The organism is Flaviaestuariibacter flavus (assembly GCF_004337505.1).
Lineage (GTDB): Bacteria > Bacteroidota > Bacteroidia > Chitinophagales > Chitinophagaceae > Flavisolibacter > Flavisolibacter flavus.
Genome location: NZ_SJZI01000042.1, coordinates 617,761 through 638,534 on the forward strand (window position 1 = coordinate 617,761; position 20,774 = coordinate 638,534).

The following is a 20,774-nucleotide window of genomic DNA, read 5'->3' on the forward strand; positions in this document are numbered from 1 at the left end:
GGTTCACGGTTGATGGCTGACGACTCACGATAACAAACCGGGAGCATCCTCCCACACCGACGACAACGCTATGTACCTACTTATGGCCGAATGGCTGATCACCCTGATTGAAAAGTTCGCACTCATTGCGATCATCGTTACCACCGCGCTGGTGGTGGCCATGTACAGCACCTATGCCGAGCGCAAGATCGCGGCCTTCCTGCAAGACCGACGCGGTCCCAACCGCGCGGGTCCTTTCGGACTGCTGCAGCCCCTCGCCGACGGCGTGAAGCTGTTCATGAAAGAAGAGATCATCCCGAACGCTTCTTCCAAAGTGCTCTTCATCATGGGCCCGCTGCTGGCCATGATCACCGCTACCATGACCTCGGCGGTAGTTCCCTGGGGACCGACCTCGGAGTTCTTCGGCCACCTGATGCCGCTGCAGATCGCCGACATTAATATCGGTGTGCTGTACATCTTCGGCGTCGTATCGCTGGGCGTTTACGGCATCATGATCGGCGGCTGGGCATCCAACAACAAATTCTCGCTGCTGGCCGCCATCCGCGGCGCCTCGCAGATGATCTCCTACGAACTGGCCATGGGCCTCTCGCTGCTGGCTGTACTGCTGGTGGTGGGTGACCTCCGCATGAGCGTCATCGTCGACTACCAGGTGCTGCATGGATGGAACATCCTGTACCAGCCCCTCGGCTTCCTCATCTTTTTTGTGTGTGCCCTTGCCGAGTGCAACCGCACACCCTTCGACCTGCCCGAAGCGGAGAACGAGCTCAACTTCGGCTACCACCAGGAATACTCCTCGATGAAGCTTGGCTTCTACCTCTTTGCCGAATACATCAACATGTTCATTTCGGGTGTGGTGATGGCAACGCTTTTCTTCGGCGGCTGGGATATTCCCTTCTTCAACGAGGCGGCCCACAACGGCGCCTGGTGGGTAGGCCTCCTCGGCTTCGCCTCGCTGATGGGCAAGGCCTTCCTGTCTATCTTCCTGTTCATGTGGATCCGCTGGACCATCCCGCGCTTCCGCTTCGACCAGCTGATGAACCTTGGCTGGCGCGGCCTGCTGCCCCTGGCACTTGCCAACATGATCATTACCGCGGGAGTCGTCCTGTGGCTCAATAAAGACAATAACGGCGCACAGCCCCAAAATGGGCTAAATTCGCAGCCGTCCAAATCCGAACAAGTAAGCCTGACACATGCAACTCACCAATAGAAACAAACAGGTCGAGCGCAAGCCGATGACGTTTGCCGAGAAGATGTACCTGCCCTCGATCTTCAAGGGCATGGGGATCACCTTCAGCCATATGTTCAAGAAGAAGCCGACGATCAACTACCCCGAGCAGCAACGTCCCTTCTCGGCTGTGTTCCGCGGCCTGCACATCCTCAACCGCGATGAAGAAGGACGCGAGCGCTGCACCGCCTGCGGCCTGTGCGCCCTTGCCTGCCCTGCTGAAGCCATCACCATGGAAGCGGCCGAGCGCCAGGTAGGAGAGGAGCATCTTTACCGGGAAGAGAAGTACGCCGCGAAGTACGAGATCAACATGCTGCGCTGCATCTTCTGCGGACTCTGCGAAGAGGCCTGCCCGAAGGACGCCATCTACCTGTCGCAGACCTTTGCCCAGGCCAACTACGACCGCAAAGGCTTTATCTATAAAAAGGAAGACCTGCTGATCCCCAACCCGGTGACCGATCCGGAAGGTTTCGCCAAGGCAAAAGGAACGATCCCCCAATCCAAATAATCTACTCATGGGCATTACCGAAATCCTGTTTTGGGTCCTGGCGATGGTCTCGCTGTTCAGCGCGTTGATGGTGATCACCAGCAAGAACCCCGTGTTCAGCGTTATCTGGCTGATCGTGACCTTTTTCACTATCTCCGGCCACTATGTGCTGCTCAACGCGCAGTTCCTGGCCATCGTTAACATCATTGTTTACGCAGGTGCCATCATGGTGCTCTTCCTCTTCGTGATCATGCTGATGAACCTCGATAAGGACACCGAGCCCCAGAAAAACCGCTGGCTCCGCCTCGGCGGCGCCGTTGCCGGCGGCTCGCTGCTGCTGGTGCTGGTGGCGGCCCTCAAGAACACCGAAGCCCGGCAGACCGAGCTTGGCGGTGGCGGCATTGGCCTGATCCAGAACCTGGGCCGCGTGCTTTTTACCGAATACGTGGTGCCTTTCGAGCTTTCCTCGATCCTCTTCCTCACCGCCATGGTGGGTGCAGTGGTGATCGGCAAGAAAGATGAAAAGAGCCGCACGCCGAAGCAAGACGAGCACCACCACGCGGTGCGCGCTGCCATCGAAGTGGAGTAATGAATTAATCAAGCAATAAAGCCCCGCGGGGTCTCTTATGGATATCAGATATTACCTGTTTCTTTCGCTCGCCCTCTTCATCATCGGGATCATCGGCGTGCTCACACGCCGCAACGCCATCATCGTGTTCATGTGCATTGAGCTGATGCTTAACGCCGTGAACCTGCTGCTGGTAGCCTTCTCGAAGATGCATTACCTGGCGGCAGGCACGCCTGCGACAACGGCCGGCACCGACGGGCAGCTGTTCGTGTTCTTCATCATGGTTGTGGCAGCCGCCGAAGTCAGTGTGGGCCTCGCCATCATCGTGATGCTGTACCGCAACACGCGTTCCGTAGACATCAACTTCCTGAATCGCCTGAAACACTAAAAGACCAAGACCGCTGAAAGCTGATTGCTGACGGCCGAAAGCTTTACTGTATATGAAGAATCTGATCGCGCTCATTCCCTTGTTGCCCCTCGCCGGCTTCCTGATCAACGGCCTGGGCCGCAAGTACCTGGCTAAAGGTCTCGTCGGCCTTGTCGGCTCGGGCACTGTGCTGGGCTCCTTTATCATCAGCTGCATGCTGTTTGCAAAAGGTGAGTTCTCACAAACGCCCTACACCTATTTCAACTTCTTCACCGTAGGCAACCTGCGCGTGCCCTTCGCCTTCCAGATCGACCAGCTGTCTTCGCTGTTCCTGCTGATCATCACCGGCGTCGGCTTTCTCATTCACGTATACTCCACCTCGTATATGCACGAGGAAAAGCGCGAGCACTTCGCCCGCTACTTCGCTTTCCTGAACCTCTTCGTGTTTTCGATGCTGCTGCTGGTGATGGGCGCCAATTACCTCATCATGTTCATCGGCTGGGAAGGTGTGGGTCTTTGCTCGTACCTGCTGATCGGCTACTGGTTCAAGAACATCGACTATACGAAGGCTGCCAAGAAGGCCTTCGTGATGAACCGCATCGGCGACCTCGGTTTCCTGCTGGCCCTCTTCTGGATCCTGGAGCGCTTCGGCTCGCTTAACTATATCGACCTCTTTGGCGCGAAAGGCGCCGTGGCTGCCATCGATCCCGCCGGCCCCGTTTCCAACTCGAAGGCGATCGTGGGCATTACGCTGCTGCTCTTCCTCGGCGCTACCGGCAAGAGCGCCCAGATCCCGCTGTATACCTGGCTTCCCGACGCCATGGCCGGCCCGACACCGGTATCGGCCCTTATCCACGCCGCCACCATGGTGACCGCGGGTATTTATATGATCGCCCGCAGCAACCTTCTTTATAACCTCGCACCCGGCACGCTCAACGTGGTTGCCGTTACCGGTGCCGCCACGGCGCTGCTCGCCGCCACCATCGCACTCCGCCAGAATGATATCAAAAAAGTGCTCGCTTATTCAACAGTGAGCCAGCTGGGATACATGTTCCTTGCCCTCGGCACGGGTGCCTATGTGGCTGCCGTGTTCCACGTGATGACGCACGCCTTCTTCAAAGCCCTCCTCTTCCTCGGCTCCGGCTCGGTGATCCACGCCATGAGCGGGCAGCAGGACATCCGCTATATGGGTGGCCTCAAGGGTACGCTGAAGATCACCTACATCACCTTCTTTATCGGCTGTCTCGCCATCGCAGGCATCCCGCCTTTCAGCGGCTTCTTCTCCAAGGACGCCATCCTGCTGAGCGCCTTCCATGAAAACAAGTTTCTCTACGCAGTAGGTCTGCTCACCGCGGCCCTGACTGCCTTCTATATGTTCCGTCTCCTGTTTATCACCTTCAACGGATCGTTCCGCGGCACCGAAGAAGAGCGCAGGCACCTGCACGAGAGCCCCGCGGCCATGACGATCCCGCTGATCGTGCTGGCCATCCTCTCGGTAGTTGGCGGTTTTGTGGGTGTACCGGAGATCTTTATGCACGGCGGCGAAAAACTTTCTGAGTTTCTCGCCCCGGTAGTGCATACAAAACATGTGGATGTTGACCATGGCACCGAGTGGATCCTGGTAGGACTCACCACGGCCGTAGCGATCGCGGCGATCCTCTTTGCGTGGTCGCGCTACCGAAACTACCGCGAGGAGCGGAGCGGCGCTTTCGGAAAGGTGCTGGAGAACAAGTGGTATGTAGACGAACTGTACGACTCCGTTTTTGTAAAGCCCCTCAACGGTCTTTCGCGTGTGTCGGCCAACCTCTTTGAGCGCAGTGGTATTGATGCCATTGTGAACGGCGTGGGTAAGGCCGTGAACTACGGCGGACGCCAGATGCGCTGGCTGCAGAGCGGCCAGGTAGGCTCCTACGTGCTGCTGATGGTGGTGAGCATGGTGCTCTTCTTTGTACTGGAATTCTTTTTGAAAAAGTAAAAAGTAATAATTCAAAATTCAAAAACAGAACCGGCGCAAGCGCTTTTGACTTTTGACTTTTGACTTTGAATTGACTGCGTTATGACCGTATTACTACTGTTCCTGATCCCCCTCATCGGCGGCCTCGTCACCTTCTTCCTGAAGGAAGACAAAGCGGCACGCGGCTGGTCGCTCCTGGTGGCCTTCGCTGCGATGGCTGTTTCCATCAAGGGTTTTGCCGATATGAAGTCGGGCCTGACGCCTGAGTTCAGCGCGCCCTGGATGGGTTCGCTGGGTGCTTCCTTCAGCCTCTCGCTCGACGGGCTGTCGGGTATCCTCACGCTCCTCACCGGCATTGCCTATCCCATCATCCTGCTGGCAACCTGGAAGACGCCCTACCGCAAGCCGGGCAACTTCTTCGGGCTCATGCTGCTGACGCAGGCGGGACTTATGGGGGTTTTCACCGCCACCGACGCGCTGCTGTTCTACTTCTTCTGGGAGCTCGCGCTGATCCCGGTTTACTTCCTCTGCTCCGGCTGGGGCGGCGAGCGCCGGATCCAGGTTACGTTCAAGTTCTTCATCTACACCTTCACCGGCTCGGTGATCATGCTGATCGCCCTGCTTTATCTCTACTCGCTTACACCCGACCAGAGCTTCTCGCTCGAGTCGTTCTATGCGCTCAATCTTTCGCACAGCACACAGGGCTGGATCTTCTGGATGCTCTTTATTGCCTTCGCCATCAAGATGCCGGTATTCCCCTTTCACACCTGGCAGCCCGACACCTACGAGCAATCGCCCACGGCGGTTACCATGGTGCTCAGCGGCCTCATGGTGAAGATGGGTGTTTTCGGTGTGCTCCGCTGGGTGCTGCCCGTGGTGCCCGACGCTTCTTATATCTGGGGCGACGTGGTGATGAGCCTCTCGGTGATCGGCATTCTCTACGCTTCTATCATCGCGCTGCAGCAGGACGACCTGAAGCGGCTCGTGGCCTATTCGTCTATCGCGCACATTGGCCTTATGTCGGCGGCCATCTTCGCGCTGAGCCGCAGCGGCATGCAGGGCGTAATGATCCAGCTCTTTCACCACGGCGTCAACATCATCGGGCTCTGGATCGTGGTGGAACTCGTGGAGCGCCAGTTCGGCACCCGCAAGCTGTCGCAACTCGGAGGCATCGCCGCAGAAGCGCCCGCGCTGACCATCCTGCTGGTGGTGGTGGCCTTTGCCAATGTGGCGCTTCCGCTCACCAACTCCTTCCCGGGTGAATTCCTGATGTTCAACGGCATCTGGAACTCGGGTGGTACAAAATATAATATCGTGTTCACCGTGCTGGCCATCCTGAGCATTATCCTCGGGGCGGCCTACACCCTGCGCATGGTGCAGGCGGTATTCTTCGGAGCGGCCAACGAGCGCACGGCAACGGGCTATCGCCTGAAGGCCAACGAAACAGTGGCGCTTTGCATCGTGGTGGCGCTCATCCTGTGGTTCGGCGTTTACCCGCAGCCGCTCATCGACGCTACGAAGGCTTCGGCCCAGGCTATTCTTAAAGCCGCCAATTACACTAACATCGCGATCAAGTAAGCTATGAATGCATTAATCCTTTCGGCACTGAGTGGTATTGTGATGATGTTCAGCGGATTCGTCTTCAAGCGCGAGACCGCCATCCGCAACCTCGCCGTATTCCTGCTGCTGCTCACCATCGGCGGCTCCGTACTCGACCTCCGCAACGTTTCGCTCGTTGATATCAATGTTGCCGGTATGCTGCAGTTCGACCGCTTCGCCACCCTCTTCACGCTGGTGGCACTCGGCTGCACGCTGGCCTATTTCCTGCTGTCGGGCCGCGATATGGCGCGTGTGGGCCGCAACTACAATGACTATTTCGTCCTCATCTTCTTTGTACTCTCGGGTGTGGCCATGACGGCGGCCTTCCAGTCGCTGCTGATCCTCTTTCTGGGAATCGAGGTGCTTTCCATCCCGCTCTATATCCTGGCCGGATCGGAAAAGAGTAACCTTAAAAGCAACGAGGCGGCACTCAAGTATTTCCTTATGGGCTCTTTCTCCACCGGTCTTATGCTGATGGGTATCGCGCTCATTTACGGAGCCACCGGGTCTTTCGCAACCACCTTCGTGGTGGCCCCCGATAAGGTGCCCGTGCTGCTGGTGGCGGGCATGATGCTGATGCTGTTTGCCCTTTCGTTCAAAGTGTCGGCCGCTCCCTTCCACTTCTGGACCCCCGACGTATACGACGGGTCTCCCACGGTGTTCACTTCATTCATGGCCACCGTAGTTAAAGCTGCCGGCTTTATCGCCTTCATGCGGCTTTTCATGAACGCTTTCAACTCGATCGCGCCCCAGTGGAAGTTGCTGGTTGCGATCATCGTGGCAGCCACCCTGTTTATCGGCAACATCACCGCGGTGTTCCAGCAAAGCGTGAAGCGTATGCTGGCTTATTCGTCCATTGCCCAGGCCGGCTTTATGATGATGGCGGTTTACGCGCTCAACAGCGATGCGCAGGAAGGTCTTATTCTTTATGGTGCCGCTTACTCGCTGGCCACAATCGGCATCTTCGCCGTGTTGATCCGCATGCAGGACCAGAGCTTTGAAGGCTTCAACGGCTTTGCCCGCCAGCAGCCCCTGGTGGCCGGCGCGCTGGTCATCTTCGTGCTGTCGCTCGCGGGCATTCCGCTCACCGCCGGCTTCCTTTCCAAGTTCTATATGCTCCGTGCCACCATCGCCAGCGGCTCGCTGGCGCTGGCCCTGTTCGCGGTGCTGATGGCCGCCATCTCGGTATATTATTACTTCCGCCTGCTGCAGGCCATGTATTTCCGCGAAGGCAATGCCGGCGCTACCCTGCAGCTGAGCGGCGGTTTCAAGGCAACGCTTGTGGCGCTCGCTGCGGTGACGATCCTGCTCGGATTGTTCCCATCGCTGCTGACGAACTGGCTTTATTTTTAAGCCCGGTCCCCCACCAGGGGGCACTTAGTTCAAGCAGACTTTTTTCGATCAATCTCCAGGTCGATAGTAAGAAAAGGTCCGGATCGCTTCGCGATCCGGACTTTTTGCTTGAACGAATGGCTTTAAAAAGACCAACGATGGGGTAAGTATCATCCACCTGAGTGCTCCCCTGGGGCGACAGGGGGCTTTTTGCTTACCTTAGGAGCTTAGAATTATGCGCTTCCTCGACGTATACGCACTCGCCTCCCGCACTGTGCGCGGCAACAAGCTCCGCACCGGCATTACTGTGGCCATCATCGCGCTTGGCATTATGGCCCTGATCTTTATCATCACCTGCATCGAGGCCATGAGCCAGAAGTTCACAGAGAGCTTCTCGACCATGGGCGCCAACGGTTTCACGTTGCGCTACAAGGAACGGAACATCAACTTCGGTGGTAACAGCAACGAGATGAAGGTGTCGAAGAAGGGACGGCGTCAGAAAACGTCCAGCCTCGGTAAGCCGATCTCGATCGAGCAGGCCGAAGCCTTTGCTGCATCTTTCCACTTCCCGGCGCAGGTGGGCCTATCCACGTTTGCTTCGCGCAATGCCATCATCAACAGCGGCACCCGCAAAACGACGCCGAACGTATTTCTTTTCGGCGCCGATGAAAATTACATGCTTCTCAACGGCTTCAGCCTGCATTCAGGCCGCAACCTGTCGCGGCAGGAAGTGCAGGGCGCCGGCAACGTTTGTCTCCTGGGCTACGATGTGGCCAAGCGCCTCTTCAAGCCGCGGATGGAAAGCGCCGTCGGCAACGTGGTCCGTGTGGACGGGATCCCGTTCCGCGTGGTAGGCATCCTCGGCAGCCGCGGCTCCTCCTTCGGGTTCAGCCGCGACAATATCGTGGTGATCGGGTACAAGTCGGCCCAGCGGAACTTCAACCCGAACGGCTCCTTTGCCATCGGCGTGATGGCCAATGACCTCAACCAGGTGGAGGAAGCGATGGGGGAGGCCGAAGGTGTTTTCCGCTCGGTGCGCCGCCTCAACACCACCGAGGAGAGCAACTTCGTGATCGACCGAAGCGACTCGGTAGCGGAGAAAGCCATGAACAGCCTCGGGTTCCTGACGCTTTCGGCAACGGTGATCGGGCTGATCACGCTTGTGGGCGCGGCCATCGGGCTCATGAATATCATGCTGGTGGCGGTAACCGAGCGTACCAAGGAAGTAGGACTCGTAAAAGCAATCGGGGGGAAAAGCAGCAGCGTCCGACTGCAGTTCCTGATCGAGTCGATCATCATCAGCCTTGCCGGTGCCGTGTTCGGTATCATCCTCGGCGTGGCGGCGGGAAATGTTATTGCAATGCTTATGGGAACCGGTTTCGTAGTGCCCTGGAACTGGGTAGGCCTGGGCATTGTGATCTGTTCTTTGGTGGGTCTGCTGGCCGGACTCTATCCCGCGTTCAAGGCAGGACGACTGAACCCGATTGAAGCATTACGCTACGAATGAGGCGGGGCGCGGGTTTCAGCTTTAACGTAATCTTTCCACAGCCCGGCAAAAAAAATGCAACAAGGTTAACGTTTAATCCGTTTTTTCGTTAGAATTGTGACCTCTTAATCGATCTATTTTTATTTTTCATTTTTCAAATCCAAAAAACAGAATCATGGCAGAACAAAGACCCGCTGCAAGTACAACTTCCACCAAGGCTACTTCCGTACAACCGAAGCGTAGCAGCAATGCCATCTCCTGGCTGGCCCCCATCATCTGCGTTGTGGCCGGTTATATCATCTGGCGCTTTGTCATGGGTGCCGACTCTGGTTTTACCCAACCTGGTAAAGGCTGGTTCTGGCCCTCGCATAAAGGTCCCAAGTCGGGTCTCAACGCGATCTACGAAGGTGGTATCATCGTTCCCCTGCTGATCGGTATGTTCCTGATGGTAATCACGTTCTCCATCGAGCGCCTCCTCACCATTCGTCGCGCCCTCGGCAACGGCTCTATCGCCGACTTCATCCGCAAGGTGCAGTATCACCTCGCCAACCGCAACGTTGACGCCGCCCTCGCCGAGTGCGACAAGCAGCGTGGCTCCGTAGCCAACGTAATGAAGGCCGGCCTGCGTCGCTACAAGGAAATGATCAGCGAGCAAGGTCTCGACACCGAGCAGAAAGTTCTCTCCATCCAGAAGGAAGTAGAAGAAGCTACTGCCCTCGAGCTCCCGATGCTGCAGAAGAACCTGGTGTTCCTCTCCACCATCACTTCGGTTGGTACCCTCGTAGCCCTGCTGGGTACGGTACTGGGTATGATCCGCTCCTTCTCGGCCCTCGGTGCTGAAGGCGGTGGCGGTAACGCCGGTGCACTCGCCCAGGGTATCTCCGAGGCCCTGTACAATACGGCCCTCGGTATCGGTACTTCGGCCCTCGCGCTGATCATGTACAACGTGTTCACCACCCGTATCGACGCCATCACTTACGGTATTGATGAGTCTGGCTTCACCCTGACCCAAAGCTTTGCTTCGCTTTACAAATAAGCGCGGCGGTTTTTGTGGAAACGGCGATAAAAAAGCATCTCATTAAAAAATTACGTAACACAACATGCCAAGTGTAAAAATTCCCAGAAAAAGCACCGATACGGACATGACGCCCTTCGTGGATGTGGCGTTCTTGATCCTGTCGTTCTTTATGCTGGCGACCAAATTCAAACCACCGGAGCCCGTGGAGATCACCACGCCCAATTCCGTGTCTACCGAGAAGCTGGCGGATAAAGACGCCGTGATGGTAAGCTGGGATAAAGAGGGCCGTGTGTTCTTCGACCTGGTAACCACCGATCCCCAGGTGAAGTACGACCTCATTTCGAACCTCAACAAGACCCGCAACCTGGGCCTTAGCGAGGCGGAAATGCAGCGCTACAAAGTTTCGGGTCCGCTCGGTGTTCCCTTCACCGGTCTCAAGCAGATCCTGAGCTATGCGCCTGCCGACCAGGCCAAGGTGCGCCAGCCGGGCATCCCCGTAAAGGATTCCGCTACCAATGAGCTCGCTTATTGGGTGCGCGACGCGGTGACCCTGATGTCTGGCCGCCAGGTGCAGTACATGATCAAAGGTGACAATTCATCAAAGTACCCCGACTTCAAGAATGTGCTTTCCGCCTTCACACGGAACGACATCTACAAGTTCAAGCTGGTGACCTCTCCCGAAGAGGCGCCGGTGGGCAGCCCGCTGTATGTTACCCGCAACTCGCAGAAATAACGTTTTTAACTAAAAGAAATCCGAAATGGCAAGTATAGATTCCGGTGGGGATAGTGGCCATAAGAAAGGCCCAGGCGTCAAGAAAGCGAAGAAGCTGTCTACCCGTGTAGACATGACGCCGATGGTGGACCTGGGCTTTCTGCTGATCACCTTCTTCATCTTTACCACGACCATGAGCACGCCGGCAGCAATGTCGCTGTTCATGCCGAAGGATACCGACAAGCCCGACGAGCAAAACAAGGCCAAGGAATCCGGCGCCCTCACCATCATGATGGGCAAAGGCAACCAGGTGTATTATTACGAAGGCCAGCTGCTGCCCGATGGCTCTAACTTCAAGACCGCCTCTTACGATCCGCAGAACGGGATCCGCAAGGTGATCATGCAGAAGAAACAGAGCACCGACGCCGCCGACCTCGTAGTGGTAATCAAGCCGAACGAAGAGGCCACCTATAAGAATACGGTGGACATGCTCGACGAGATGACCATTGCCGAGATCAAGCGTTTTGCCCTCATCGACATCACCCCGCAGGAAAACCAGCTGGTGAAGGCGACCGAGGCCGGCGCAGGTGTCAAATAAGTGGTATTAAGCTTGTGGAATGTGCTACGTGGCGCATCCAATAAAAACAAATTGCAACAATGGAAGCAAACAAAATTTTAAGTGCCGATATCCTGGACCTCGTTTTCGAGGGACGGAATAAGGACTACGGGGCCTACGACCTCCGTACGACTTACCCCAGGAGGATCCGCATCGCGCTGATCGTCACTGCCAGCATTTTCCTGCTGGTGGTGCTGGCTGCCATCGTTTCGAAGCAGCTCGAAAAAGACACGAAGGTGCTGGACGTGAAGGATGTGGAGCTGGCCAAAGTAGAAGAGGCACCGCCGCCGAAGCCGGAGCCCCCGCCGCCCCCGCCGCCCAAGACAGAGCCGCCGCCGAAGGTGGAAATGACCAAGTTCACCCCGCCCAAGATCGTTCCCGATGAGCAGGTAAAAAAGGAAGACATTCCGCCGGAAGTGGAAAAGCTTCAGGACACCAAGATCGACGTCGTGAGCCAGGAAGGTGTGAAGCAGGATATCGCTGTTCCGCCGGTGGATGAAGGCAAAGCCGTAGTGGCCGCTCCCAAAGACGAAACCAACTACGACCAGACCTTTACCAAGGTGGAAAACGAAGCCGAATTCCCCGGTGGCCAGAAGGCCTGGATCGCCTACCTGCAGCGCACGCTGCAGCCCCCGAGCGACGCACCCGCCGGTACCTATACCGTTAAAGTGCAGTTCATCGTGGACAAGGAAGGCAACATCTCCGATGTAAAGGCCCTCAACGATCCGGGCTATGGCATGGCTGATGAAGCTGTTCGTGCGATCAAGCGCGGTCCGAAATGGCAGCCCGCCATCCAGAACGGCCGCCAGGTAAAGGCTTACCGCACCCAGCCGATCACCTTCGCGATCTCTGAGTAACAACTCCGGATCACAATTACCTTAATAGTATCAAAGCCCCTCGCAAGAGGGGCTTTTTGTTAATGGGTCTATTAGTTAATCGGCACTTTCCGCCACCAGCCAACTGAACCCCTTGGGCCCCTTGAACCAATTCCTTATTACCCCATTAGCACATTCCCTCATTACTTTTGCAGATGCTTCAAAAGTTAAGCGGCTGGTCCGACACGATCGTAGCCCTAGCAACCCCGCCCGGTATCGGCGCTATTGGCGTGATCCGCCTCAGCGGCACCGGGGCGATCGAAATTGTTGACCGGCTCTTTCCCGCCAAAGACCTTCAGGTCCAGCGTTCGCACACCCTCCACGTGGGCCTGTTACGCCGCGAAGGGGAAGACCTCGACGAAGTGGTGGTGGCGCTCTACAAGGGCCCCCGCAGCTATACCGGCGAACATACGGCGGAAATATCCTGCCATGGATCCCCTTACGTGCAGGGACGCATCATCGACGCCTGTATTGCCGAAGGCGCACGCCTGGCGAAGCCGGGTGAGTTCACGCAGCGTGCCTTTCTCAATGGCAAGCTCGACCTCGCGCAGGCCGAGTCGGTGGCCGACCTGATCGCGGCTAATTCTGCCGCGTCGGCGCGCACGGCGCTCCAGCATATCCGCGGCGGCTTTTCCAAAGCGCTGGCGCAGCTGCGCGAGGGGCTGCTGCAGTTTTCGGCACTCATCGAGCTCGAACTTGATTTCTCGCAGGAAGACGTGGAGTTTGCCGACCGCAGCCGCCTCCGTGCCTTGCTGCACGAGACACGTACGCTTACGGAGCAGCTGCTCCATTCTTTTCGCCTCGGCAACGTAATCCGCAATGGCATCTCGGTGGCGATCGTTGGCCGGCCCAATGCCGGCAAGAGCACCCTGCTCAACTCCCTGCTCAACGAGGAGCGCGCCATCGTAAGCGCCATTCCGGGCACAACCCGCGACACGGTGGAGGAAGTGCTCAATATCGACGGCATCCTTTTTCGCCTCATCGACACCGCGGGCATCCGCAGCCACACCGCCGACGTGATCGAAAGCGCGGGGATCGAGAAGAGCCGGCAAAAGCTGCAGTCGGCCGACCTGGTGCTGCTGCTTTTCGACATCGCCGAAACCGATCCCGTAGAACTATGGGAGCTGGAAGAGGAGCTGGAGGCGCTCGCCAAGCCCTGGCTGCTGGTGGCGAACAAAGTGGACATTGCCAACGAAGCCGAAGGGCGCCGTCGGTGGCAAGACCGGCCGAATATCCTTTTCATCTCGGCCCGCGAAGACCGCGGCATCGAGGAGCTGAAAAAGGAGATGGTGAGCCGCGTGCTCGAAGGCGATACCGGCGGAGAAAATGTGGTGGTAACCAACGCCCGTCATTATGCGGCCCTCCTGGAGGTGCAGCGCTCGGTGAACGACGTGCTCGAAGGCCTCGACAACGGTATCCCCGGCGACCTGATCGCGCTTGACATCCGGCGCTGCCTGCACTTCCTTGGCGAGATCACCGGGGAGATCACCAACGAGGACCAGCTGGATTATATTTTCAGCAAGTTCTGTATCGGGAAGTAGTTCGTTCCTGCGCCGGCAGGCTTGCTGTTCTGCCTGTTCCTCGAAGGGCGACCACTACTGCCCGCATTAATTGCCATCGCCGATGGCATCCTGGAATTGCTTCTTGATCTTATCGCGGTGGTTTCGGCCCCAATCCGACAGTGCGTCGAGGACCGTGCTCAGCGTCCTGCTGTACGGGGCCAGCTGGTACTCAACAACCACGGGCGGCCCGGCAAACACTTCGCGCTTTACAAAGCCGTTCAGCTCCAGCTCCTTTAGCTCTGCCGCGAGCACCTTTGCGGAGATGCCTTCGATGGTGCGCTGCAGCTCGTTGAAGCGGCTTCTCCCTTCCAGCAGCGCTACAATGATCGGTAGCTTCCACTTGCCGCCGATGGCATACAAGGCATCTGAAATGGCCTGAAGCCGCAGCTTACAGTCGGCAGGTGCGGCCAGGGCTTGCTTTGTGGGGATCTTTTTCATGTCTTCGATATTGGTTACCAAAAGGTAACTACTTACCTTTTGTATAGTAGTTACATTTTGTAAGTAAAGATAGGTAGTTTTGCTTCATCAACGAAAAAGAAGCAAAATGAACAACCATAAGACCTCCACCCGCCCCAAAGTTGTCGAGGCGGTCTACCCGGTAAACCCGGTGGATTACCACGGCCTCATCACGTACACGGCGCTGCCGGCCAGCAAGCTGCCGATGGAGCGGCTCGACCCCTTTATTTTCCTGAACCACCACGGTGTACAACGTTTCGGGCCCAACAATAAGGGCCTGCCGTTTGGCCCGCACCCGCACAAAGGCTTTGAAACAGTAACCTTTATCGTCGAAGGCGACCTGGTGCACAAGGACAGTACCGGCTTCGAAAGCAACATCAAGGCCGGCGGTGTTCAGTGGATGACCGCAGGACGCGGTATCATTCACAGCGAGCAATCTTCAGCAGAATTCATGCGGAACGGCGGCAACGTTGACATTCTTCAACTCTGGGTGAACCTGCCTGCCCGGCTGAAATCAAGTGCACCGAACTACATCGGGCTGCAAAAGGACCAGGTTCCTGACCTCACACTTGACAACGGTAGCGTAACGATACACCTCGTCTCCGGCCTGTGGGAGGATCGAAAAGCGCCGATCCTGTCACTGTCGGATGTGCACCTCGCCACTGTCGGATTTAAAGAAGGCGGAACCGTGGACATCCCGGTTCCTGGCGATCACTCGGTACTTTTCTATGTGATCAAAGGGAACGTCACAGTAAACGGCGCTTCCGCAGCGGCGCATAATCTGGTAGTTTTCGGCGCTGGTGAACAAATCAATGTCGAGGCAACGAGCGATGCGCTGATCCTGTTCGGCCATGCTGCGCCGACCAATGAGCCGATCGTTGCGCGCGGTCCCTTTGTGATGAACACACAGGCGGAGATCGACCAGGCTTACCAGGATTTTCAACAAGGAAAATTCGGCGGCTGGAACCACTGAGACAACTATTTCTTAAACACATACAATCTGTAAAACGACAATATCATGGCAACAACAAAATGGTCATTAGACCCCACACACAGCGAACTCGGATTTAAGATCCGCCATCTCATGATCACCAACGTTTCCGGCTCCTTTCAGACCTTTTCGGTTGAAGCGGAAACTGAGGGAACCGACTTCACTACTGCAAAAATTTCGGTGACTGCCGATATGGCTTCCATCTCCACCAACAACGCACAGCGCGATGCGCACCTCCGGACGGCCGACTTCTTCGAAACGGAAAAGCATCCGGAGCTGAAGTTCGTTTCCACGCGCATCGAAAAAGTAGGCAGTGAGAACTTTACGCTCTATGGCGACCTGACGCTGAAAGGTGTGACCAGGCCCGTGAAACTGAACGTGGAGTTCAGCGGTGTTACTAAGGACCCCTGGGGAGGCGAACGTGCCGGATTCACGGTTAACGGTAAGATCAACCGAAGCGATTGGGGTGTCAGCTTCAATGGGGCACTCGAAACAGGTGGCGTCATGCTGGGAGAGGAAGTGAAGATCCACAGCGAAGCGCAGCTGGTAAAGCAGGCCGCGGTCCAGGCAGCATAATGTTCTGCCGGCAAACGTTTCATAATCGCCTCGAAATCCCGCGTAGACCGTCTGGCTAAATCCCGCACCTGGTTCGCACAATACCCGCTCCTGCAGCGGGTATTTTTTATGTGTCGCGAAAATAGACACGTACAAAGCTCATTTCCGGTCATCCGGAGCGATTCCGGCAGACTGCCGGTATGCACTCTCTATTATTGCTCCGTAAGAAAACTACCTAGCTGGTCAAAAAGGCCCGCGCCGGTTCAACCAGATCAATAGTTTTGTCTACCCTTTTATGAACCATACGACAAAATCCCTGGACGCATTGCAGGAAGAATTGCGCCATTACGAAGCCCGCTATCATCATATTTATTCAAACCGGCAACCGGCGCTGGAGCTGATCCGCGTCAGATCCCGGATCGTAGGCCTGCAAAAGCAGATCGCCCGCCTCGGGGAGCACGAAATACAGGAACACTTTTCTTCAACACTTCAAGCGCACTGATTATGGCAAGCCGGGAAAAGAAGTTATTGCTACAGGGCGTGCTGTTGCTTTTTGCGTTGTTTTTTGTCGCTTGTATTTTGTTGGCGATCCATTTCCTGACCTGACACGATAGAAATGCAGTTTTCACAAGAAGAGCGCTTCGAGCAGCAGATCGGCGGGCGGCGCTATCTTTTTATCCGGATGTACCACCCGGATTTACCGCTGACCTATCACATTCATACTGAAGTGGGGCACCGGCGCCAGGTCTTTCGCCTGCAACGGGTACAGGAGGAATGGAAGATCCTGTCTTCCGCCCAGGTGCCCGGATTTGCCTATATCGACCGGGAGCAACTGGTTGCCGCCATACTGGATTACGAAAAAAGGCGGACCTGAAATTCCTGGGTAAGGCGCGCTCCGTGGCGCGCCCGGTTGCACCGATAACTTCGCTGCATACCCGGAAAAATTTTTGGAAAACGGCAGAGCTTCACATTTGTTTTTTATTCGATATTTGGCCGATTACTTTAGACACCCTACCATACTTAGCGCCACATGGAACCGTTATCAAACTTCCAGGATATGGAGCCCGCCAGGCTGCGGATCCTCCTGGATTCATTAAAGAAAGATTTTGAAGAGGCCGTTGCCCTAGGCAGGCCTTATAAAGAGATCAATGCGCTGTACAAAGCCCTGAAGAGCGCCCAGTTTACCCTCAGTCATAAAGAAGCGGAGTTGGCCAAAACGGAATAGGGTACCTGTTTCTTGCCTGCTATTGTATTCTTTCCAGTGAAAGGGGATCTGACAGGATCCGCAGCCGTTATCCTGCTACCATCCGTATGAATTCGGTCGCACGGGCCATCGTGGCTTCCATTGCTTCCTTATGCGGTGTATGTCCCACGCCGTCCGGTAGAAATACGGATACGGTTCCCCGCACGCCGTCCCGGATGCCGTTCACCTGCGCGTCCGTTCCGAAATTGTCTGCGCTGCCCTGGATTAGCAGCACCGGGCAGGTGATGCGGGGGAGGAAGTGCGTGATGTTCCAATTGCGGAAGCCGGGATTCAGCCAGGTATCGGTCCAGGCACGGAAGACTGCTTCCGTCTTGTCGCCATGGTAGCGCGCGAGGCGCGCCTTCAGGTCGGTTTCGATGTAGGCGCGCAGGGCTGCGCGGATGCCGTCCAGCGTTTCTTCTTCAACAAAGATGTGCGCCGCTTCGGAAATCACCGCGCGGATGCCTTCGGGATATTTGGCAGCCGTGATGAGTGCGATAGAGGCGCCGTCGCTGTGCCCGAAGAGGAGCGCATTGCCGATGCCCAGTTGCAGCAGCAGTGCCTGCAGCGTGTCGGCTTCCTGCTCGAGGTAGACGGGCGTGCGGGCGCCGGTAGCGAAAGGTTCGGAACGGCCATAGCCCCTGCGGTCGTATACCAGCAGGTTGCAATCCGTAGCCCCGGCTAGCCGTTGCGGGAAGTCGCGCCAGAGGCTGACGCTACCCAGCGAGTCGTGCAGAAACACGAGGGTAGGGCGGCCGGGATGGTCTTCGGCCCGATGAACAAAAAGCCCTTGCCCCTTGCAGGTAATCATGCTATCGGTAGTGCTCATGGGAAAGCGGCAAATATCGGAACCTACGGGTCGCCATGACCGCAAAACAGAAGGCCAAAACCCAATTCCGGCCTGATATTCGCTGATGCGCGGTCGTGATGGAGATCGTCAAAATACAGTTCCAGACGCCGCAGGACTTCCAGCGCTTTCGCAAGCTGGCGCTGGAGCGTGTGGTATCGGTCAACATTGCCGAGCTGTCGATGATCTGCCATTGCTTTATGTCGGATATCGCCAACGCCATCAACCTCTTCGGTGCCACTATTACCGACGCGCCGATACGGCCATCCGGCTAGTGCCAGTTCTGACAGGGAAACGATTTTACTTCGCAGATCAGCTTGGCCTTGCCTGATACCGGCGAAGGCGCCTGCTTTCACATCACGCTACCGGCTGAAAGGGTCGGCAGCAGACACTGAGGAGGTACACCGAAATTTTTTTCAGGAAAGAATAATCATCGGGCTTGGTGAAGAAAACCGCACCCTGCCGCTGAAAGTGCTCCTTGTCCACCGGGTTGGCGCTGGAGGTGAGCACCACCACCGGCACGCTCCGCAGCACCTCGTCGTGCTGTATGCGCTCGAAGGTGGCCTTGCCATCGAGCAGCGGCATGTTGATGTCGAGCACGATGAGGCAGGGAAGCTTTTGCGCGCTGGACCGCATCTCGTCGAGGTAGTCAAGGGCTTCGAGCCCGTTGCGCACGCAGTCGATCTCCACCTGTGGGTTTACGAACGCCAGGGTGCTGATCAGCATCTCGCGGTCATCGGAGTCGTCGTCTACAAGCAAAATTTTATTGGGTTGCATCATGTGGTTTCGGGTTGCACAAATCGGGTTCCGGTATTTTCTGTTATAGACGGCGGCGTTGCCGCGGGTAAAAGAATGGTGACGGTCGTGCCTTTTCCTGTTTCGCTTTCGATCGTGATCTCGCCGTCGTGGTTGGCCGCGATCTTACGGCACAGCGCGAGGCCAACACCGCGGCCGCTTTGCGTGTGCAGGCGCTTGAACAGCTCGAACACCTGCTCGCGGTACTGCGGCTCGAAGCCGATGCCTTCGTCGCATATCTCGATCCGCAGGTATTCATCGTAGCGGTAGTGTCCTTCCACGTTGCGGAAGCGGTTGCGTTGCAGCGGTGTCAATTGCACCCGCACCCGTGCCGTGCCGCCCGGCTTACGGAAGCGCACCACGTTGTGCAGCAGCTGGTACAACAACAGTTGCAGCTGCTCGCCATCGGCCCTGATGGGCAGCAGGTTTTCTTTTTCAATGAGAAGTGCGGCGCCCGGCAGGTCTTGCTCCACCTGCTGCTGCACCAGGGGCAACAGGTGGCAGAGATCCACTTCGCGGAGGCGAAGTGGCCGTTCACTTACCCACACAAATTGCTGCATGCCCTGGATGATCTCGCGCAGGTGGCTGGTGACGCGGCGGATCTTGCCGGTCATTTCCTCCACGCCTTCGCTGCCCTGTAGCTCCGTGAGCATGGTGGTGAACACCGACAGCTTGCGCAGGGGCTCCTGCACTTCGTGGGTAACGGCATGATTGAGCTGGCGCAGCTCGGCGGCCCGCCATTCGGCCAGTTGCATCTGGCGTTCTATCTCTTCAACCTGCTGCTGCAAGGCTATCCCCGCGCCAAGCAGCTCGGTGTTTTCGTGCAGCGCCGTTTCTGCTGCCTTTCGCGCGGCGATAAGTTCGCCCTCGTACTGCTGCCGGCGGCGCACTACAATGCCGGCGCAATGGAACTGTCCTTCAGCTCCGGAGCGCGCATTGAGCAGCACCGGCAGCTCGCTGCCGTCGGCACAGCAAAGCGACAGGTAAATTTCTTCGGCACTGCCCTGCAGGCGCAGCAGGGGATGCAGGTGGGTTTGAATAAAGATGCGCGTGGCTACGGTGAAGATGCGCGTAGCCGACGATCCGTCAAGGCTTCCCGGCGCATAACCGAGCACCTCGTGGCAGGTGGCGTTTGCTGTAATAAGGGTGCCCTCCGCGTTGACCACGAAGTAAAGGCAGGGTGCATTTTCCAGGTAGGCTTCCATGTCAGGCGGCCGTGGCCAGGTATTCTTTGATAAGTCGGATCGTTTCTTCGGGCTCGCTCATATGCGGGCAGTGGCCGGTGGCCTTCATCACGCGCAGGGTGCTTTGCGGCAGGGTTTGCGCGAGGTAGTCGCCCACGGTGCGCGGCGCGATGATGTCGTCGGAGCACTGGAGGATGAGCGAGGGCACGCGGGCATGACGCAGGTCGCGGCGGTTGTCGGAGAAAAAGGTGGTCTCGGCAAAGCGGCGCGCGATCTTCGGGTCGGTGGAGCAGAAGCTCTCGGTGAGCTCGGCGCCCAGCTCGGGACGCCCCGGCTGCCCCATGATGGCCGGCGCCAGGAAGTTGGCCCAGCCGATATAATTCTTCTCCATCGTATCCAGCAGTCCTTCGATGTCGGCCCGCGAAAAGCCGCCGTTGTAGCCGTCGTCGTTGATATAGCAGGGCGAAGGGCCCACCATGATGAGGCGCTCAAAGCGCGCCGGCTCCTCGTTGGCCGCCAGCAGCCCGGTCATCGACGATACGGAATGACCCACCAGGATCACATCGTAGAGGTCGAGCTCGCGGCAGATGTCGAGGATGTCCTGGGCGTAGCCGCGGAGGCTTTCGTAGCGCGCCGGGTTCCAGGCGCTGATGTCGGATTTGCCGGAGCCCACATAGTCGAAAAGGATGATCTTGTAGTCGTTTTCGAAGGCGGGAGTGAGGTAGCGCCACATGTTCTGGTCGCAGCCAAACCCGTGGGCGAAGAGCAGGGGCCGGGTGCCCTTGCCGGAAATGCGAACATTGTTGCGCCGGAGTACGGAAGAATCCATTGTATGTGCAGGTTGAAGGGTGAAAACCCGTTGAGGGGACTGACAAATTTGGTCTAATTCCGGCAGACCTCCA

At 57.1% G+C, this 20,774-nt stretch carries 24 protein-coding genes; 19 read left to right on the plus strand and 5 right to left on the minus strand.

The window, feature by feature from the left end; genetic code table 11:
* Window positions 1–70 precede the first annotated feature (70 nt).
* The 13 genes from nuoH to mnmE all read left to right on the plus strand — a co-directional run bounded on the left by nuoH (window position 71) and on the right by mnmE (window position 13,780).
* Window positions 71–1,207: an NADH-quinone oxidoreductase subunit NuoH gene (nuoH, locus tag EPD60_RS10505; protein ID WP_131449402.1), complete on the plus strand. Its 1,137-nt coding sequence runs from the start codon at window positions 71–73 to the stop codon at window positions 1,205–1,207.
* Window positions 1,191–1,733 carry an NADH-quinone oxidoreductase subunit NuoI gene (nuoI, locus tag EPD60_RS10510; protein ID WP_131449403.1) on the plus strand — a complete coding sequence of 181 codons (543 nt, stop codon included), beginning with the start codon at window positions 1,191–1,193 and terminating at the stop codon, window positions 1,731–1,733. The genes nuoH and nuoI overlap by 17 nt, the downstream gene beginning before the upstream one ends.
* A 7-nt stretch (window positions 1,734–1,740) precedes the next feature.
* Window positions 1,741–2,301 carry an NADH-quinone oxidoreductase subunit J family protein gene (locus tag EPD60_RS10515; protein WP_131449404.1) on the plus strand — a complete coding sequence of 187 codons (561 nt, stop codon included), beginning with the start codon at window positions 1,741–1,743 and terminating at the stop codon, window positions 2,299–2,301.
* Window positions 2,302–2,338: 37 nt separating this feature from the next.
* Window positions 2,339–2,668, plus strand: a complete 330-nt coding sequence (gene nuoK / locus EPD60_RS10520) for an NADH-quinone oxidoreductase subunit NuoK (protein WP_131449405.1) — start codon at window positions 2,339–2,341, stop codon at window positions 2,666–2,668.
* Window positions 2,669–2,720: 52 nt separating this feature from the next.
* Complete coding sequence (gene nuoL, locus EPD60_RS10525; protein WP_131449406.1) at window positions 2,721–4,622, plus strand: NADH-quinone oxidoreductase subunit L; 1,902 nt, start codon at window positions 2,721–2,723, stop codon at window positions 4,620–4,622.
* Between the two features lie 81 nt (window positions 4,623–4,703).
* Complete coding sequence (locus EPD60_RS10530; RefSeq protein ID WP_131449407.1) at window positions 4,704–6,179, plus strand: complex I subunit 4 family protein; 1,476 nt, start codon at window positions 4,704–4,706, stop codon at window positions 6,177–6,179.
* Between the two features lie 3 nt (window positions 6,180–6,182).
* Window positions 6,183–7,553 carry an NADH-quinone oxidoreductase subunit N gene (locus tag EPD60_RS10535; protein WP_131449408.1) on the plus strand — a complete coding sequence of 457 codons (1,371 nt, stop codon included), beginning with the start codon at window positions 6,183–6,185 and terminating at the stop codon, window positions 7,551–7,553.
* A 214-nt stretch (window positions 7,554–7,767) separates the two neighbouring features.
* A complete protein-coding gene (locus EPD60_RS10540) occupies window positions 7,768–9,039 on the plus strand; it encodes an ABC transporter permease (RefSeq protein ID WP_131449409.1) in 1,272 nt (423 codons plus the stop codon).
* Between the two features lie 154 nt (window positions 9,040–9,193).
* Entirely contained in the window at window positions 9,194–10,054 is an 861-nt protein-coding gene (locus tag EPD60_RS10545) for a MotA/TolQ/ExbB proton channel family protein (RefSeq protein WP_131449410.1), read from the plus strand.
* Window positions 10,055–10,118: 64 nt separating this feature from the next.
* The gene (locus EPD60_RS10550; protein WP_131449411.1) at window positions 10,119–10,769 is read left to right on the plus strand and encodes an ExbD/TolR family protein; all 651 of its coding nucleotides are present in this window, start codon (window positions 10,119–10,121) and stop codon (window positions 10,767–10,769) included.
* Window positions 10,770–10,794: 25 nt separating this feature from the next.
* Window positions 10,795–11,346 carry an ExbD/TolR family protein gene (locus EPD60_RS10555; RefSeq protein WP_131449412.1) on the plus strand — a complete coding sequence of 184 codons (552 nt, stop codon included), beginning with the start codon at window positions 10,795–10,797 and terminating at the stop codon, window positions 11,344–11,346.
* Window positions 11,347–11,405: 59 nt separating this feature from the next.
* Complete coding sequence (locus EPD60_RS10560) at window positions 11,406–12,221, plus strand: energy transducer TonB (RefSeq protein WP_131449413.1); 816 nt, start codon at window positions 11,406–11,408, stop codon at window positions 12,219–12,221.
* 173 nt (window positions 12,222–12,394) lie between these two features.
* Window positions 12,395–13,780 carry a tRNA uridine-5-carboxymethylaminomethyl(34) synthesis GTPase MnmE gene (mnmE, locus tag EPD60_RS10565; RefSeq protein WP_131449414.1) on the plus strand — a complete coding sequence of 462 codons (1,386 nt, stop codon included), beginning with the start codon at window positions 12,395–12,397 and terminating at the stop codon, window positions 13,778–13,780.
* A 66-nt stretch (window positions 13,781–13,846) separates the two neighbouring features.
* On the opposite strand, the gene EPD60_RS10570 is transcribed toward mnmE, so the two are convergent.
* Window positions 13,847–14,239, minus strand: coding sequence for a winged helix-turn-helix transcriptional regulator (locus EPD60_RS10570; protein WP_131449415.1), 393 nt, complete (start codon window positions 14,237–14,239; stop codon window positions 13,847–13,849).
* A gap of 106 nt (window positions 14,240–14,345) precedes the next feature.
* Here EPD60_RS10570 and EPD60_RS10575 point away from each other — a divergent pair, with 106 nt between their 5' ends.
* The 5 genes from EPD60_RS10575 to EPD60_RS10595 all read left to right on the plus strand — a co-directional run bounded on the left by EPD60_RS10575 (window position 14,346) and on the right by EPD60_RS10595 (window position 17,028).
* Window positions 14,346–15,230, plus strand: coding sequence for a pirin family protein (locus EPD60_RS10575; protein ID WP_131449416.1), 885 nt, complete (start codon window positions 14,346–14,348; stop codon window positions 15,228–15,230).
* A gap of 45 nt (window positions 15,231–15,275) precedes the next feature.
* On the plus strand, window positions 15,276–15,824 hold the full coding sequence (locus EPD60_RS10580) for a YceI family protein (RefSeq protein WP_131449417.1): 549 nt from the start codon (window positions 15,276–15,278) through the stop codon (window positions 15,822–15,824).
* A 274-nt stretch (window positions 15,825–16,098) separates the two neighbouring features.
* The gene (locus EPD60_RS10585) at window positions 16,099–16,305 is read left to right on the plus strand and encodes a hypothetical protein (RefSeq protein WP_131449418.1); all 207 of its coding nucleotides are present in this window, start codon (window positions 16,099–16,101) and stop codon (window positions 16,303–16,305) included.
* Between the two features lie 114 nt (window positions 16,306–16,419).
* Window positions 16,420–16,677, plus strand: a complete 258-nt coding sequence (locus tag EPD60_RS10590; RefSeq protein ID WP_131449419.1) for a hypothetical protein — start codon at window positions 16,420–16,422, stop codon at window positions 16,675–16,677.
* Window positions 16,678–16,833: 156 nt separating this feature from the next.
* Window positions 16,834–17,028, plus strand: coding sequence for a hypothetical protein (locus EPD60_RS10595; RefSeq protein ID WP_131449420.1), 195 nt, complete (start codon window positions 16,834–16,836; stop codon window positions 17,026–17,028).
* Between the two features lie 67 nt (window positions 17,029–17,095).
* On the opposite strand, the gene EPD60_RS10600 is transcribed toward EPD60_RS10595, so the two are convergent.
* Window positions 17,096–17,875, minus strand: a complete 780-nt coding sequence (locus EPD60_RS10600) for an alpha/beta fold hydrolase (RefSeq protein ID WP_131449421.1) — start codon at window positions 17,873–17,875, stop codon at window positions 17,096–17,098.
* Window positions 17,876–17,970: 95 nt separating this feature from the next.
* On the opposite strand from EPD60_RS10600, the gene EPD60_RS10605 reads away from it, so the two are divergent.
* On the plus strand, window positions 17,971–18,168 hold the full coding sequence (locus tag EPD60_RS10605; protein ID WP_207896608.1) for a hypothetical protein: 198 nt from the start codon (window positions 17,971–17,973) through the stop codon (window positions 18,166–18,168).
* Window positions 18,169–18,250: 82 nt separating this feature from the next.
* Here EPD60_RS10605 and EPD60_RS10610 read toward each other — a convergent pair whose 3' ends face one another.
* Genes EPD60_RS10610 through EPD60_RS10620 form a run of 3 tightly spaced genes read right to left on the minus strand, consistent with a single transcriptional unit; the run spans window position 18,251 to window position 20,701 of the window.
* On the minus strand, window positions 18,251–18,673 hold the full coding sequence (locus tag EPD60_RS10610; protein ID WP_131449423.1) for a response regulator: 423 nt from the start codon (window positions 18,671–18,673) through the stop codon (window positions 18,251–18,253).
* On the minus strand, window positions 18,670–19,893 hold the full coding sequence (locus tag EPD60_RS10615; protein ID WP_131449424.1) for a PAS domain-containing sensor histidine kinase: 1,224 nt from the start codon (window positions 19,891–19,893) through the stop codon (window positions 18,670–18,672). Before EPD60_RS10615 ends, EPD60_RS10610 begins: the two co-directional genes overlap by 4 nt.
* Before the next feature lies 1 nt (window position 19,894).
* The gene (locus tag EPD60_RS10620; protein ID WP_131449425.1) at window positions 19,895–20,701 is read right to left on the minus strand and encodes an alpha/beta fold hydrolase; all 807 of its coding nucleotides are present in this window, start codon (window positions 20,699–20,701) and stop codon (window positions 19,895–19,897) included.
* Between the last annotated feature and the right edge of the window lie 73 nt (window positions 20,702–20,774).

Bases quoted from the DNA above. Each gene is read 5' to 3' on its own strand.
- nuoH (WP_131449402.1), top strand. From the start codon at position 71: ATGTACCTACTTATGGCCGAATGGCTGATCACCCTGATTGAAAAGTTC.
- nuoI (WP_131449403.1), top strand. From the start codon at position 1,191: ATGCAACTCACCAATAGAAACAAACAGGTCGAGCGCAAGCCGATGACG.
- EPD60_RS10515 (WP_131449404.1), top strand. From the start codon at position 1,741: ATGGGCATTACCGAAATCCTGTTTTGGGTCCTGGCGATGGTCTCGCTG.
- nuoK (WP_131449405.1), top strand. From the start codon at position 2,339: ATGGATATCAGATATTACCTGTTTCTTTCGCTCGCCCTCTTCATCATC.
- nuoL (WP_131449406.1), top strand. From the start codon at position 2,721: ATGAAGAATCTGATCGCGCTCATTCCCTTGTTGCCCCTCGCCGGCTTC.
- EPD60_RS10530 (WP_131449407.1), top strand. From the start codon at position 4,704: ATGACCGTATTACTACTGTTCCTGATCCCCCTCATCGGCGGCCTCGTC.
- EPD60_RS10535 (WP_131449408.1), top strand. From the start codon at position 6,183: ATGAATGCATTAATCCTTTCGGCACTGAGTGGTATTGTGATGATGTTC.
- EPD60_RS10540 (WP_131449409.1), top strand. From the start codon at position 7,768: ATGCGCTTCCTCGACGTATACGCACTCGCCTCCCGCACTGTGCGCGGC.
- EPD60_RS10545 (WP_131449410.1), top strand. From the start codon at position 9,194: ATGGCAGAACAAAGACCCGCTGCAAGTACAACTTCCACCAAGGCTACT.
- EPD60_RS10550 (WP_131449411.1), top strand. From the start codon at position 10,119: ATGCCAAGTGTAAAAATTCCCAGAAAAAGCACCGATACGGACATGACG.
- EPD60_RS10555 (WP_131449412.1), top strand. From the start codon at position 10,795: ATGGCAAGTATAGATTCCGGTGGGGATAGTGGCCATAAGAAAGGCCCA.
- EPD60_RS10560 (WP_131449413.1), top strand. From the start codon at position 11,406: ATGGAAGCAAACAAAATTTTAAGTGCCGATATCCTGGACCTCGTTTTC.
- mnmE (WP_131449414.1), top strand. From the start codon at position 12,395: ATGCTTCAAAAGTTAAGCGGCTGGTCCGACACGATCGTAGCCCTAGCA.
- EPD60_RS10570 (WP_131449415.1), bottom strand. From the start codon at position 14,239: ATGAAAAAGATCCCCACAAAGCAAGCCCTGGCCGCACCTGCCGACTGT.
- EPD60_RS10575 (WP_131449416.1), top strand. From the start codon at position 14,346: ATGAACAACCATAAGACCTCCACCCGCCCCAAAGTTGTCGAGGCGGTC.
- EPD60_RS10580 (WP_131449417.1), top strand. From the start codon at position 15,276: ATGGCAACAACAAAATGGTCATTAGACCCCACACACAGCGAACTCGGA.
- EPD60_RS10585 (WP_131449418.1), top strand. From the start codon at position 16,099: ATGAACCATACGACAAAATCCCTGGACGCATTGCAGGAAGAATTGCGC.
- EPD60_RS10590 (WP_131449419.1), top strand. From the start codon at position 16,420: ATGCAGTTTTCACAAGAAGAGCGCTTCGAGCAGCAGATCGGCGGGCGG.
- EPD60_RS10595 (WP_131449420.1), top strand. From the start codon at position 16,834: ATGGAACCGTTATCAAACTTCCAGGATATGGAGCCCGCCAGGCTGCGG.
- EPD60_RS10600 (WP_131449421.1), bottom strand. From the start codon at position 17,875: ATGAGCACTACCGATAGCATGATTACCTGCAAGGGGCAAGGGCTTTTT.
- EPD60_RS10610 (WP_131449423.1), bottom strand. From the start codon at position 18,673: ATGATGCAACCCAATAAAATTTTGCTTGTAGACGACGACTCCGATGAC.
- EPD60_RS10615 (WP_131449424.1), bottom strand. From the start codon at position 19,893: ATGGAAGCCTACCTGGAAAATGCACCCTGCCTTTACTTCGTGGTCAAC.
- EPD60_RS10620 (WP_131449425.1), bottom strand. From the start codon at position 20,701: ATGGATTCTTCCGTACTCCGGCGCAACAATGTTCGCATTTCCGGCAAG.